12 protein-coding genes are annotated in these 13,631 nt (G+C 60.4%); 7 read left to right on the plus strand and 5 right to left on the minus strand.

Annotation, left to right across the window (positions count from 1 at the left end):
• Nucleotides 1-89 precede the first annotated feature (89 nt).
• Nucleotides 90-701 carry a transglutaminase-like cysteine peptidase gene (locus FJV43_RS24745; RefSeq protein WP_239621699.1) on the plus strand — a complete coding sequence of 204 codons (612 nt, stop codon included), beginning with the start codon at nucleotides 90-92 and terminating at the stop codon, nucleotides 699-701.
• Nucleotides 702-707: 6 nt separating this feature from the next.
• Here FJV43_RS24745 and FJV43_RS24750 read toward each other — a convergent pair whose 3' ends face one another.
• From FJV43_RS24750 to FJV43_RS24760, 3 genes are all read right to left on the minus strand, one after another.
• Nucleotides 708-2,018, minus strand: a complete 1,311-nt coding sequence (locus FJV43_RS24750) for a hypothetical protein (protein WP_239621700.1) — start codon at nucleotides 2,016-2,018, stop codon at nucleotides 708-710.
• Between the two features lie 133 nt (nucleotides 2,019-2,151).
• Complete coding sequence (locus FJV43_RS24755; RefSeq protein ID WP_239621701.1) at nucleotides 2,152-2,466, minus strand: hypothetical protein; 315 nt, start codon at nucleotides 2,464-2,466, stop codon at nucleotides 2,152-2,154.
• 77 nt (nucleotides 2,467-2,543) lie between these two features.
• Entirely contained in the window at nucleotides 2,544-3,593 is a 1,050-nt protein-coding gene (locus FJV43_RS24760; RefSeq protein WP_239621702.1) for a hypothetical protein, read from the minus strand.
• Here FJV43_RS24760 and FJV43_RS24765 point away from each other — a divergent pair.
• From FJV43_RS24765 to FJV43_RS24790, 6 genes are all read left to right on the plus strand, one after another.
• Nucleotides 3,564-4,859, plus strand: coding sequence for an undecaprenyl-phosphate glucose phosphotransferase (locus FJV43_RS24765; RefSeq protein WP_239621703.1), 1,296 nt, complete (start codon nucleotides 3,564-3,566; stop codon nucleotides 4,857-4,859). The genes FJV43_RS24760 and FJV43_RS24765 overlap by 30 nt on opposite strands.
• 224 nt (nucleotides 4,860-5,083) lie before the next feature.
• The gene (locus FJV43_RS24770) at nucleotides 5,084-6,193 is read left to right on the plus strand and encodes a polysaccharide biosynthesis/export family protein (protein WP_239621704.1); all 1,110 of its coding nucleotides are present in this window, start codon (nucleotides 5,084-5,086) and stop codon (nucleotides 6,191-6,193) included.
• A gap of 80 nt (nucleotides 6,194-6,273) precedes the next feature.
• Complete coding sequence (locus FJV43_RS24775; RefSeq protein WP_239621705.1) at nucleotides 6,274-7,623, plus strand: O-antigen ligase family protein; 1,350 nt, start codon at nucleotides 6,274-6,276, stop codon at nucleotides 7,621-7,623.
• A 123-nt stretch (nucleotides 7,624-7,746) separates the two neighbouring features.
• Nucleotides 7,747-8,412 (plus strand): hypothetical protein, encoded by a 666-nt coding sequence (locus tag FJV43_RS24780; RefSeq protein WP_239621706.1) that lies wholly within the window; start codon nucleotides 7,747-7,749, stop codon nucleotides 8,410-8,412.
• Between the two features lie 86 nt (nucleotides 8,413-8,498).
• Nucleotides 8,499-10,898 carry a polysaccharide biosynthesis tyrosine autokinase gene (locus FJV43_RS24785; RefSeq protein ID WP_239621707.1) on the plus strand — a complete coding sequence of 800 codons (2,400 nt, stop codon included), beginning with the start codon at nucleotides 8,499-8,501 and terminating at the stop codon, nucleotides 10,896-10,898.
• A 6-nt stretch (nucleotides 10,899-10,904) separates the two neighbouring features.
• Nucleotides 10,905-11,669 (plus strand): hypothetical protein, encoded by a 765-nt coding sequence (locus FJV43_RS24790; protein ID WP_239621708.1) that lies wholly within the window; start codon nucleotides 10,905-10,907, stop codon nucleotides 11,667-11,669.
• 396 nt (nucleotides 11,670-12,065) lie between these two features.
• Here FJV43_RS24790 and FJV43_RS24795 read toward each other — a convergent pair whose 3' ends face one another.
• Nucleotides 12,066-13,031 (minus strand): ABC transporter substrate-binding protein, encoded by a 966-nt coding sequence (locus FJV43_RS24795; RefSeq protein ID WP_239621709.1) that lies wholly within the window; start codon nucleotides 13,029-13,031, stop codon nucleotides 12,066-12,068.
• Between the two features lie 93 nt (nucleotides 13,032-13,124).
• A complete protein-coding gene (locus tag FJV43_RS24800; protein WP_239621710.1) occupies nucleotides 13,125-13,559 on the minus strand; it encodes a hypothetical protein in 435 nt (144 codons plus the stop codon).
• Nucleotides 13,560-13,631 lie beyond the last annotated feature (72 nt).

Genomic DNA, 13,631 nt, shown 5'->3' on the forward strand with positions numbered 1-13,631 from the left:
CATTTGATCCTAATTGACGGGCAAATCTACCCGGAATTTCAAAACTTTACGTCTAGCGTCCCCAGCAAAGCAAATTGGGGATGCGGCACATGCGTAAGCTTACTGTACTGGCTGCCACGGCGCTCGTGGCGATGTCGATGGGATTGAAGGGGGCTCAAGCCGGGCTGCTGGGCATGCCGATGGGCCTGCAGGCTGCTCTACAGCGCATCAAGTTCGAGACGCCGACGATGCCGCCCTTTGCCTTCCTACAGTTCTGCGTCCGATATGAGGTCGAGTGCCGCAAGCGGCCGATGTTTCGTGGCGGACCGGTCAAACTGACGGAAGAGCGTTGGGCCGAGCTGAAGCAGGTCAACCAGAGCGTCAACCGCGAGATCATTCCCGAGCACAATGAGCTCGGCCTCGCCGCCGAGAAATGGCTGATCAATCCCGATCGCGGCGATTGCAACGACTACGCCGTCAGCAAGCGGCACGAGCTTCTCAGGCGTGGCTGGCCGGCGCGTGCCCTTCTGCTCAGCGAGGTGGTCGTCAATTCCGGCGAGCATCATCTGGTTCTAGTGGTCCGAACCAATGGTGGCGATTTCGTGCTCGACAACCTGACGCCGCAGATCCGCCCGTGGTCGCGCGCGCCCTATCGCTGGGTCCGGATCCAGACGCCGAGCCATCACCGTCTCTGGGCGACGATCGCAGGTCGTGGCGTATAAGGAGCGCTATTTCAGCTTGCTGGTTCGGCCTACGCTCTGAGAGAGGCCGATTCCGACGATCACTGCGGCGATGACCTGAACCGCAGGCGAAAGCAGGCTCGTGTCACAGAAAGCTTCGGCGAGCATCACAAGGATGCTGGCCGCGGCCGTCGAGGCGAAGTGCCAATCCCGGCCCCTCCGTAACGCGCCGCGAAACAAGAAAACGAAGAGATGGAGGGCCAGCGCCACCAGGACAGCCAATGCCGGCCACCCCCATTCGATCGCGACCGACAGGGCCGTCGTCGGAGCCCCCTGCGGCACGCTGCCAAAATCGCCATAGGCCGGCATTAAAGTGCGGAAAGTCCCGACCCCGTTGCCCAGCCAGGGCGTCGCAGATAGGATTCGCGTCGTAGCCGAAAGCGCTTCGGCATTCGAAGAGCTCGCAAATCCGGCGATCCCGTCGGCGGTGTTGCCCTGTAAATGTGGAAAGACGATCGCAACGGCGATTCCGGCGACGATCAGAAACACGATCGTGGCAGCCGACGGCTGAAGGCCGAGACGACGGAAGGCCGCGACGAAGAACAGCGCGGAGAGCCCCAGGACGAGGGCGGCAATCGCGAAATTCGGCGCAAGGATCCGGGCGGCCGCACCCGCGATGATGATCCCGATCAGAGCCGGACCGAGCCGGATCGCCAGGGCGCCGGGCGAGGAGTTGTCGGCCTCCTTCCGGCTCAGATGTCGTTCGACGGCCATGATGGCGACTGCACAGTTACAAAGCATTGCCAGCGCACTCGTCGCGATGAACAATTCTGACGCCGCGCTGCCGACGGGCGGAATCATTCCCGCAAAGGACTTGGCCTGACCGATCAGAACTTCGGCGGACAAGATCGTCAGGACAGTGGTCACGACAAAGAAGGCTGTCTCTGCCCGTTTGCGATCCCTTGCGATGAATGCCGTCGAGATCATCAGCGCCAGCATTGCCAAATAGAAGACTAGGCTTCGCAACGTGGCGCCGGGATCGACACTGACATGGCCCCATCTCGAAGCCTCGCCCATCGCGGCCGTTGTGATTGACCAGATCGGGTTCACCAGCGAGGTGAACGGCAGCGGCACGATCTGGAGCACCATCCAGGCGATGGGAAAAGCGATTGCGAGTGAAACGCGGCGCAGGAGCGGCCAAACGATGGAGAGGTCGCCGAGCGGAACGGTCGCCGCGGACAGGGTCACGAGGACCGCTGCAATCTGTGCGATTCCTCCTCGTGCTAGCGCGTCGTTGACGGCTGCAAATGCGGGAATAGTGGCGATGAATACGATCAGGAGGCGGAAGGCGATCAGCAAGTTCAAAGGCTTCGGCTAGCGATGCGACGGTTTGAAACGTCACATCTGACGCAATGGTCTTCGACTATTGCATATCCGAGGCACGACGCCAAACCTACCGCTCGCCTGCGCTTGTCAGTCGTATTAGCGCCCGTCAGTGAGGCCGCTTCATCGCGCTCTTCTTGTAGAGCGCCGCGACGGAGGCTGGGCGTGAGGAATTCGGTCGCAGCGGCGCCCGCAAACCTGTCAGCGTCGATCGCGCAAGAAGACCGAACGCGTAGCCGAATTGCGGCGTCATTCCGACCAGCAGTCCGTACCCGCTGGCTTCTAGGACCGTTGCGTCCGAAGCAATGCCGAAACCGAATCCCAGCAGGAAGGCCAGTATCGACAGCGGCAGCAGAATCCAGACGCGGAATGCCCACGCCAGGACGGCACCCACGAGAAACGAAAATATGGCGGCCGACATCATGCTGCATCTCCAGCGCCACCATTTCACCCGGTTCCCTAAGAAACTGTGAAATGAGCAGCCGGGACGTCACGACTTCTCTACTTGGTTAAGCAGTTGGAAGGCAGCGAACGCAGGGCGGCGGCGAGGCCGCGGATCGGCACAACGCCGCGGATCGAGCCGGGTGCTGCAATCTCGATCGACAGTTCGGCCGCTGTTTGCCAGGCGCCGTTCGTCAGCCTGGATTCAAGGCCCGGCAGCAACAGAGCCTCGCCGCCCTGAACAACGGCCGCCTGGACTTCGAACGTCTTCGTATCTGCTTTCACGACGACGGAGCGATGACTGGAGCGCGGTAGCGGCTCCAGCAAGATCAGCACGGCTTGAAGTCCGTCCTGGGTGCAGCGGAGACTTAATCCGGCCAAATTGATGTCCGATTTGGCGATGTCGGCGACGTGCATGACCGAGACGATTTCGGCGTTGCTGCCGGTGTCGCGCGTTTTGACCAATCGCCACCCGTCGCCGAGAATGGTGGTTTGGGTTCTGGCGTTGGCGAGCCTCGATGCCTCCTCGTCGCAGCTTTCAATCTGTCCGGCGCTGGCGCCGGGACGGCAGTTCTGCAACCGCTGCGCGTGGGCCAGCCCAACGGACAGGGTGATCAGTGCCGCGAATGCCAGCACGCCTAAGATGCTGAAATGCATGTTCGAGATCGAGGAAGGATGTTGGTGTCTGTTCACAAGGACCGGCTTGACGCTACGACTAAATTGTTGGCAGTAATTTATCATAAAGTTTTGATGCGCTGCATCGCGCAAATTTATTGCATTGCAACAAAATCTGTGATTTTTGAAGCTAAAAATACAGTTACCTGTTCGTAGCGGGAGGCGATCTTGATTGCTCAAAGTTCGACCAACCTGGAACCGAAGTCGCCGTTCGACAAGAATTCCTCCGAACCCGCCGCCGAGGAGGCTGGCCGTCTGCATACGGTCGATCATAACGCCCAGATTGGTTCTGCGGCGCACAAGCTCAAGATTCCCTATTTTGCGCTCCAGAACGCGCTCGCCTTCGTCGATGCGTGTCTGATCATCTCCGCAAGCCTCGTCGGCGGCGGACTCTATCAGGTCGTGGTGATGGGCGATTTCCGCAACGTCGATCAATTGCTCGGTGCGGGCTTGATCGCTGCATTGCTTTACGTGCTGATCGGCCAGTCAAGCGGCTTCTACGATTTGCGTGCCGCCTTCTCGAAGCGGAAGGATGCCGGGCGCATCTTTGCCCAATGGTCGCTGGTCAGCCTCCTGCTGGCCTTGTTCGCCTTCTTGATGAAGAGCGGCGCGCTCTTCTCCCGCGGATCGATCATCTGCTTCGGCCTGCTGGCGCTGTTCCTGCTGCTGCTGTCGCGGCGGATTGCCAAGCGCCTGGTTGCCTCGGCTGTGACCGAAGGGCAGGCGCAGGGGCGCCGCGCGATCGTCCTTGGGACGCGCAATGAGCTCGCAACCCTCGGCGTCGACGAGCTCCTTGAGCGCTTTGGCTTCACGGAAGTCGATCGTGTTCTGTTCCCGGGTAACAACAGCCGGTTCTCGATGAGCGATGATGAATCCTCGTCGCTCGAGCGCGCGCTGGCGATTGCGCGCGAATGCAGCGCCGACGAGATCGTGCTGGCCTTTCCCTGGAATGACACCCGCAAGCTTGAGCTGGTACGGGACCGGCTAAGGATCTCTCCGCTTTCGGTCCAGCTCCTTCCCGACAGCCGAATTCGTTCGCTCGCCGAGAATCCCTCCTTCCGACTTCGCAGGTCGTTGTCGATCGAAATCCAACGCGGGCCGCTGTCCCGTGCCGAGCAACTGTCGAAGCGCTTGGTCGACATCATGGGGGCCGCCCTCGGCCTCGTCATCCTGGCGCCGCTCATGGTGCTGAGCGCGATCGCGATCAAGCTGGACTCGCCTGGGCCGGTCTTCTTCCGGCAGCGGCGCAACGGGTTCAACGCCAAGCAGTTCTCCATCTTCAAGTTCCGGACGATGAGCGTGATGGAGGACGGCGCGACGGTGGTGCAGGCCAAACGGTTCGACCCACGCGTAACCAGGGTCGGACGGATTCTGCGGCAGTCCAGCATCGACGAGGTGCCGCAGCTGCTCAATGTCCTTTTCGGCGACATGTCCCTGGTTGGGCCCCGGCCGCACGCGCTCGCCCATGACGACCATTATGGCGACTTGCTCTCCGCCTATGCATTCCGGCACCACGTCAAACCGGGCATCACGGGCTGGGCCCAGGTCAACGGATTCCGCGGCGAAACGGCCCGCGTGGAGCAGATGAAGGGACGGGTGGACTGTGATCTTTGGTACATCAACAACTGGAGCCTCACCCTGGACGTGAAGATCTTGATCTTCACGTGCCTGGAATTGGTGCGCCCACGCAACGCGTATTAGTTGATCGTGGGTCAGGCTCATAACTTCGAATTTGGTGTTCTGTAGCTGCGGCGCAACAAGTGCAGCTTACTTACTTGCTGTCATCCAAATGGCGTTGACTCCATTAGACATTTAAACCAATCGTCGGAGGCGTTTATTGTGAATGGGGATTAGTTTTGAAGAGGGGCGCTTTCCGAGGGGCACTGGCTCTGATCGCCATGCTGGGTACAACGGGGTGCTCGCTCATGCCGAGTTCCGGCCCGGAAGATCATGTGATCAAGAGTGAAGTCACCAGGGCTGGACCGGACTATGGACTGGTGAAGCTCACAGCTTCCGTCGTTGATATCCTTAAGGAATATGGGCCGGGCGCACTGGCAGGTTCATTCCCTGATAATCGTCCTCCGGCATCGATCAAGTTCGGCATCGGCGACGTCGTTTCCGTTACCATTTTCGAAGCTGCAGCGGGCGGTCTGTTCATTCCTGCGGAAGCGGGCGTCCGTCCTGGCAATTTCGTCCAGCTGCCGAACCAGAATGTCGATTCCGCGGGTAATATCACCGTTCCTTATGCAGGCGCCGTGAGGGCTGCGGGGCGCACGCCGGGCGAAATCCAGCAGGACATTGTTCGCGCCATCGGCAACCGCGCCATCGAGCCGCAGGTCGTCGTCGCCCTGATCACGCAGAACACGTCGCTGATCAGCGTCCTTGGCGAAGTCAATACGCCGCAGCGCTTACAGGCCAATGCTGCCGGCGAACATGTTCTGGACGTGATCGCGCGCGCCGGCGGCCCGAAGGGCCAAGGCTACGAGACCTGGGTGACGCTCGAGCGGCGCGGCAAGCGGGCCACGGTGCCGTTTGGGGCGCTGGTCTATCAACCCGCCAACAACGTCTGGGTTCACCCGGGCGACACGATCTATGTCTACCGTGAGCCGCAGGTGTTCCTAGCGTTCGGTGCCCAGGGCCAGCAGGGCCAGTTCACCTTCGATATGTGGAAGATCAACATGAGCCAGGCTCTCGCCAAGGCGGGTGGTCTGCTAGATGCGCAGGCCGAACCTGCAGGCGTCTATGTCTACCGCCGCGAGCCGCGGGAGCTGGCGGAACGCCTTGGTGTTGATTGCTCCAAGTTCGTCGGCCCGTTGGTACCAGTCGTCTACAATGTAGACTTGCGTGATCCCGCTGGGTTCTTCTTGACGACCAAATTCGAGATGCGGGATAAGGATGTTCTATTCGCTGCGAATGCGGCGACGGTGGATTCCGCCAAGTGGCTCCAATATGTGCGCCTGGTCATCGCGACCGCCAATGACACAACCGTCGCGGCGAACAACGTGCAGATCCTGAGAATCAACTCACGGCAGTGAAGGACTTCGCGAGAACCCTTCGCCGCGGGTCGGGTCTTGCCTCCCTAGCTTTGCTCTGTATCGCGATAGTCGTCTCACCAATGCCGTTCGGCTCGGTGGGGTCACCGGCCATCGTGGTGTGGGTCGCTGTACTCGGCACAGCCGGCGTGCTCGCCTCCTTCCAGCGGCTGGCGCCGAGGCGAGCCGTCGTCCTTCTCTCTCTCTGGGCCTTTTGCGCTTGCTGGGTGATGGTGCTGCTATTGCAGGTCTGGCCATCCCCCGCGACCGACCGGTTGGTTAATCCGATCTGGGCGGACACGGCCAATCTCCTTTCGACGGCCCTGGATCCGATCCCGTCCGCGCTGAGGTGTCAGCCGCTCCTGTCCCAGGGGCCATTCCTGCTCGCGGTTTTGGCCTTGTCCTGTGCGTTCGTGCTCGGTGCGAGGGAGACTTACGCGCGGTCGATCGCAGTCGCTTTCGCCTTGAGCGGGCTTCTTTATGCGATTTTTGGGATCGTTTCCTATCTGATCGACCCGTCCAAGATCCTGGGTTACGACAAGATTGCCTATCGCGGCGAGCTCACCGCAACCTTCTACAACCGCAATACGGCAGCGATCTATTTCGGATGCTGTGCAGTGGTCTGGTTGGTCTTTCTGTTGGAGAGCGTCCGGCGAAGGAAACCCGGCAGGGTGAATCTGCGAGACTGGCGCGCGGTCTTGTCCAGCGAATTGCTGCCGCCGACGATCGCGGTGCTAATCTGTATCGTCGCCATGTTCATGACGCGATCGAGGGCAGGATCGTTGGCGTCGGTCGTCGGCCTGATCGTTGCGTTTCTGGGATTCTTCTATCGATCCTTTGCCTCCCGCCGCTCAGTCGTCTTTGCCGGAGCTGCGGCCGCAGTCGCTGCGGGCGTCCTGATGCAGTTCCTCGGTGGTGGGGTTGCCGAGCGGGTGAGTATCGAAGGCGTGTCGGACGAGGGGCGCTGGCAGGCCTACCGATCGACCTGGCGGATCATCGAAGGTTCCCCCTGGCTCGGCACGGGCCTTGGCTCTTTTCCATGGGTGTTTCCGGCCTATCGGAGTCCATCAATCTCGAGCTGGGGCGTATGGGATCGCGCGCATAATACGTATCTCGAACTGACTTCCGAGCTGGGGCTTCCGCTCGGGGTCTTGCTCGCTCTCGGCTGGTTCGCGATGTTCGTGTTGCTGGTTCGAGGTATCCTGACACGCCGGAGGCGAAAGGGCGGTCCGGCGGTTGCCCTTGGCGTGCTGGTCGCCACTACCCTGCATACCATGGTCGATTTTCCTCTTCAGATTCCGGCATTCTCGATCGTCGTCTTTGCGATCATGGGGACGGGGCTGTCACAATCGATCCGGTCGCGGCCTAAAAAGGGATCGGACGCACCTAGCGAATGCCTAGCTAACGGACGCGTGATTTCAGAGAATGCGTGAATTCTGCTGAATTAAGCAATTGGCAACAAATCGCCCCAGGGCTGGCCATATTGCATCGCAAAATGTGCTATATTGCCCTGAAAGCTATGGTATAAATTAAGGAAATTAGAGGAGTGCGGAGCTATGGGTAAGCTGGGGGCGTTGAAGTTTGGACGTACTTTTCTTGCGGCCGTTGCAGCGACGGTCTTGATCAGCCAGGGCGCAATGGCTGCCTGTCTGTCGCCCGACAAGCAGATGTCTCCGCAGGCGATTTCCGATTTCCTGAATAATCCCGCCGCGATGTTAAACGATCCGGCGAACGCGAATCCAAATCCGAAGGCGGCCGGCGACAGCTTCACCAGGATCATCGAGAACCTAGTCGCCTCGGATCCACGCACGCTGCCTGCGGTCATCGAGCTCCTCAAGACGGCCAACGTTGCGCAGCAGGGCGCGATAGGTACGGGCCTCGGCAGTGCTGCCAATGATTGCAACGTTCCGGATCCGAAGTTTGCAGCCGATATCGCAGAAGCGCTGGCCAAGGCGACCTCGACGCCTGCCCAGACCAATTTCGCGCTGGCCACCGGGAAGCCGATCGGATCCGTTGCGGCTGGCGGTGCCGGCGGCGGTGTTTCTTCAGGCGGCGTGGGAGGCTCGACCAACCCGACGACGGTTGGGTCCAATGGTGGCACTGCCACGCCCTTCTCGTCCAGCGGGACCCCGACTACCGGGACGAGCTATTTCAGCGGCGGCGTTTCGGGGATCAGCGCCGCGTCGTCCACGACAACTGCATCGAGCAGCGTGAGCCAATAGCCGCCTGATCGATCTCTCGAAGCACCTCGAACGATAGGCCGGCGAAGGTCGGCTTGTTGGTGTTGGGCCTATAAATAGGACGCTTCATGCTTCAGTTTGACCCCAAAGCGCTTCGATCTTCCCCGACTGCGCCGGAGCAGCCGCAACGGGACTCGGCAACGTCGCAGGATTCGCTGCTGGCCCTCAGAGCACTGATCCGTCGGCAGCTGCCATTCATCGTGCTGACTGTCATCGTGTGTGTCGGCCTCGCCATCGCCTACTGCATGACGGCGGAAAAGAAGTACGCCAGCACGGCGGCACTGATCATCGACAGTCGCAAGACCCAAGCCTTGAACCAGCAGTCCTCGTCGTCGCCGCTCGGGGTGGACACGCCGCTGGATTCGGCGACCGTCGACAGCCAAGTCGAAATTCTGAAATCGGAGAAGGTCGGGCTCGCGGTCATCAAGGATCTCGATCTGATCCACAATCCGGAATTCATCAGCAACGAGAAGAGCTGGCTGGGATCAGTCTTGGGTCTGTTTTTCGAAAGCAGCCCGCCCTCCGAGCAGTCCCTGACGCGCATCGTTCTGATGCAGCTCCAGAGAAACCTTTCCGTCAAGCGCAAGGCGCTGAGCTACGTGATCGAAGTTTCCTACAAATCGCGGGATCCTCAGCTATCGGCCCACATCGCCAATGCGATCGCCGAAGCCTATTTCGTTGATGCGCTCGAGGCGAAGTATCAGGCGTCGAAGCGGGCGGCGAGCTGGCTCCAGGACCGCCTGAAGGAGCTACGCGCCCAGGCGTCTGCCGCCGACCGCGCGGTCGCGGACTACAAAGCCAAGAACAACATCGTCGACACCGGCGGCCGACTGCTCACCGAACAGCAACTCGCCGAAACGAACAGTGCTCTGACGATCGCGCGAGCGCAGACGGCAGAAGCGCAGGCGCGCTATGACCGGTTGTCGTCGATCCTCAACGACGAAGACAAGGACGTGAACGATCTGTTCAAGGACATTGCGACCGTCACTGATTCGTTGCGCAACGACGTCATCACGCGGTTGCGGCAGCAATATCTCGACCTCGCGGCCCGCGAGGCGGACTGGTCCAAGCGTTACGGGCCTCAGCATTTGGCGGTGATCAATATCCGCAACCAGATGCGGGAGATCCGGAAGTCGATTACTGACGAGCTCCGTAGGATCGGCGAGTCGTACAAGAGCGACTTGGAGATCGCGCGCGCCCGCGAAGCGTCGGTGCAGGCGAGCCTCAAATCGACCATCGACCAGTCGAACGATACGAGCCAGGCACAAATCGTGTTGCGCGACCTCGACAGCAATGCGCAGAGCGCCCGGGCGCTGGCGGACAACTTCCTCCAGCTCTACATGCTGTCCGTCCAGCAGCAATCATTCCCGATGACGGATGCGCGGCTGATCACGGAAGCGTCGCCGCCGCTGAGGCCCAGCGAACCTAAGACGATGCTGGTCATCCTGGCGGCCATCGTTGGCGGCTCTCTGCTCGGCTTCGCCGTGGGCTGGACCCGGGATGCGCTCGATCAGGTCGTCCGCACCCGCGATGATGCCGAAGCCCTGCTTGGCGTGAGCTGCCTTGCGGTGACGCCGAGGATTGGTGGCGACGATGGGCCAGGGAACAGGGCGGCCCTTGTCGGGCGCATTATGCGGGCCTCCCGCTGGCTGCTCGGTGTCGGAAAGGAGCGTTACGCGCGGGGCGAGGCTGGTGGCCTTACTGCGATATCTCCACCAAACGCGCCCGTAGCGTCGGGTGCCCTCACGGTCGTCGACGACGTGATGCGCTTCGTTCAGGATTCTCCATTCTCCCGTTTCACGGAAGCGGTGCGATCAATCAAGGTCGCGGCCGACATCGCCTTCATGGATCACAAGTCCAGGGTAATCGGCTTCACCTCGGCTTTGCCCAACGAGGGTAAAACGACGATCAGCGCCTCCTTCGCGCAGATACTGGCGCTCGCCGGCAACAAGGTTGTGCTGGTCGACGCCGACATTCGCAATCCATCACTGACCCGGTCGCTCGCTCCCACGGCGACACAGGGCTTGCTCGACGTGGTATTAGGCAAGGTCGACCTTGATGCCGCGATTCTCAAGGATGCAGAGACCCAGCTCTGCTTCCTACCGACCGTCGTTCCGTCGCGGGTCGCCCAATCGTCCGAGTTTCTGGCCTCTTCCGCGATGGCCAAGACCATAGGAGCGCTGCGCGAGAAGTTTGACTGGATTGTCGTCGACCTGTCGCCCTTGACGCCGGTGATTGACGTTCGCTCGACCTCGCGGCTAATCGATGCCTATGTGCTTGTTATTGAGTGGGGACGTACGGACCGCGATGCGATCGTCAATTCACTTAAAGACGCGCCGATGCTGCACGACCAGATCATCGGTACGGTTCTGAACAAGGCCGATGTGAGTGTCCTAAATCGTTACGATTCCTACCGGGGCAACTACTACTACAAGAACTACTACCACCGCTACGGATACGTTGACTGATCCTCGATGAGAATGCTCCTTAGCTGGCTGGCGCTGCTCCCACTCTGGGGGATCGGCGTCATTGCCCTGCTGTGGGCCGGTGAATTTGGTCCTCGCTTCTGGACCTACGCATCACTCGACGGGGTTGCGTCGCGTATCGTCAGGGGCGACGATCTGTCGGTCGAGTTGCTCGAGGACACTCTGCCGTTGCTCGACGCGATTGCGAAGGCGGATCGCTGCTTCCCGAAGGCGATGCACAATGCTGCGATCATTCGGGGGCGAATGGTCCAGATCGCAGTCGACAACTCCGATCCCGAGCAGGTCAGACAATCAGCTGGCGCTGCGAATGCCATGATCAGAAAATCGCTGAGCTGCGCGCCGAGCGATCCGTTTCTTTGGTTCGCGTTGTTCTGGCTGGAAGGAATGCAGCACGGCTTCAGCGACGAACTGGTCGGCTACTTGTCGAAATCCTACGACCTGGGTCCGTATGAAGGCTGGATCGGGCTCCGCCGCAACAAATATGCCTTGATCGTCTATCCCTTGTTGCCGCCGGCGCTGCAGGATAGTGTGGTGAAGGAGTTTGCCGCGCTCGTCAATTCGGGCTTTATCGGCGTCTCAGCAGCGAATCTGATGGGAGCCGGCTGGCCCATTCACGACACGTTGTTGGCCGCGCTGGCCAATGTCAGCCCCAAATACAAAAGGCAGTTGGGCAATGATCTGCGCCGGGCTGGCGTCGAGGTCGATATTCCCGGCCTCACCATGCCGGAACTGCGTCCCTGGCAGGTCGATTGACCGAGCCGCTACGCGCCAAGTGGTCGCTGCTCTTGTTGTCGTTTGCGCATGATCCTTCCGGAAACCCAATTCGCACTTGCCAGATCATGCTTTAGCGATCATTTTTGCACATAACTTTCCACTGGCATCGCTGGAAGGCGTCGCAAACCTGCTGCTCGCGGCAGGTCGAGCGGCTACCGGCGAGCGGCGGCGGGCTGAGACGCGGGGTCGTCGGCCGCGCACACGGAGTTGCGGGGCAGATCGGCGGCACGTCATAGGAGTTCGTGCATACGGGCTGCATCTGGCCCTCGGCACAATTGCAATAGCAGCCCGCGACCGCGCTGGCCGTTTGAAGGATCGTCAATACTGCAGCGGCAAGGATACGGAATTTCATTCGAAACCTCTGGCTTGAGACTGTCACTCTGCCGTGCTCGTCGGTCCGAGCCGGACGCGATAGGCTTCGGTTAGCAGCTTTGTATCGGTGGCCTTGGACAAGTCAATCGGAGTGCGGATCAAGCGGCGCTGCGACATAAAGGTGTAAAGGTCGCTCCAGCGGCTGCGTAGCGCCTCGCCAAAGCGAACGCCGCCCGGCCTTTGATACTCTCGTTGCTGTTGCAGGGCACGTTTCAGCGCATTGCGTTGCGCATCGCTGTCCGTGGGCGATGCCAGCAGTGCGACGGTCTGGTCGGGATGGTTGTAGGCGTAGTCCCATCCCGCGATGAGGGCCCGCAGGAAACGCACCAGCGTCTCCGGCCTTTGCCGCAGGTTGGCTTCGCTCGCGACGTATACGGTGCCCAGCGCATGAACGCCGTAGGCGCGGGGATCGAGGGTGCCATAGTCGATCCCGGCCTTCTCGAGCGCGAGGCTGTCGAGCCCTGAATGGCCGAGCACGACGTCGATGGAGTTGTCCAGCAATCCCTGCAGTCCGGGATCGAGCTGCCGTTCGGCCATGGTTGATCTGGAGACCGAGTTCTTGGCGAGAAACCATTCGAAGATCAGGCCGGTATCCGAATTCGGATCGTAGCCGATCGACTTGCCCGCAAGATCCTGCGCCGAGTGGATGTTCCGATCGCGACGAAAAAAGAGTGTGACGGAACTGTCAACGTAGTTGCCTGCAATGGCTACGAGAGGGGCGCCAGCCGCCCGGGCGAGCAGGAAGTCGTGGGCATTTTGCAAACGAACGATGACAGTCGAGCCGTCGTCGGACCTGCTATCGCGCTCTTGATGGGGCGAAAATCTGATCGAGAGTCCCTGCTGCGCGAAGAAGCCTTCCTTGGACGCGACCAACGCTCCGGCAAGCGAAATGTCTCGCGGTCCGGTAAGCTCCACGACCACGAGACTCGGATCGGCACAGGAGTCGGTCGAGTTCAGGGGATGGAACAAGAGCGCAACCAGGCAAATGATAAACAAAGAAGTATGGTGGAGCATTCGGAGGAACAAGCGATGTACGCGGTGATCATTGCAGATCAGGCCGGTCTAGTTGAAATCCTCGGTGTACGAGAAGCGAAAATCCTTGTCGGCGGAAAATCCCAGCGTCTGCTGACGCTTTCCATAGCCGGCAATCGTTGTCTTAAGGCAAGTGGTCGATTGATAATAGCACGCCTTGAGGCTGATCGGGTAACTGCAGCTGTTAGCGATGATCAACACGTGTTCGGTGATGTTCGGATTGACAATCTGCGGTCTGAGCATCCCGTGGACATCTACGCAGGGTTGTCCCGTGGCCGTCTTGTGCTGATTAGGCGAGGTTCCGAACCGGTTCTTGTCGTCTTTGTCAGGAAATGCGAGTCCCCCGGTGCCGCCGACGACCGGCGGAGCTCCGAGCACCGGGCGTTGCCCGGTTTGGGCCGACGCGGGGCCAGCCTGAACCAAACCCACGAGAACGGCGCTGAGCAGGCCTGCCCTGGCCGCCACGCGAGAACATTGAACTGACTTGAATCTATGCAATTTGAGCCTTCCTTATAACCAGCAAAGTCATGCAATCTG

This window comes from Bradyrhizobium sp. I71 (genome assembly GCF_022354745.1).
In the GTDB taxonomy this organism is placed as follows: domain Bacteria; phylum Pseudomonadota; class Alphaproteobacteria; order Rhizobiales; family Xanthobacteraceae; genus Bradyrhizobium; species Bradyrhizobium liaoningense.

Coding starts and splice junctions, on each gene's coding strand:
- FJV43_RS24745 (WP_239621699.1), top strand. CDS start 90: ATGCGTAAGCTTACTGTACTGGCTGCCACGGCGCTCGTGGCGATGTCG.
- FJV43_RS24790 (WP_239621708.1), top strand. CDS start 10,905: ATGAGAATGCTCCTTAGCTGGCTGGCGCTGCTCCCACTCTGGGGGATC.
- FJV43_RS24785 (WP_239621707.1), top strand. CDS start 8,499: ATGCTTCAGTTTGACCCCAAAGCGCTTCGATCTTCCCCGACTGCGCCG.
- FJV43_RS24780 (WP_239621706.1), top strand. CDS start 7,747: ATGGGTAAGCTGGGGGCGTTGAAGTTTGGACGTACTTTTCTTGCGGCC.
- FJV43_RS24755 (WP_239621701.1), bottom strand. CDS start 2,466: ATGATGTCGGCCGCCATATTTTCGTTTCTCGTGGGTGCCGTCCTGGCG.
- FJV43_RS24775 (WP_239621705.1), top strand. CDS start 6,274: ATGCCGTTCGGCTCGGTGGGGTCACCGGCCATCGTGGTGTGGGTCGCT.
- FJV43_RS24770 (WP_239621704.1), top strand. CDS start 5,084: ATGCCGAGTTCCGGCCCGGAAGATCATGTGATCAAGAGTGAAGTCACC.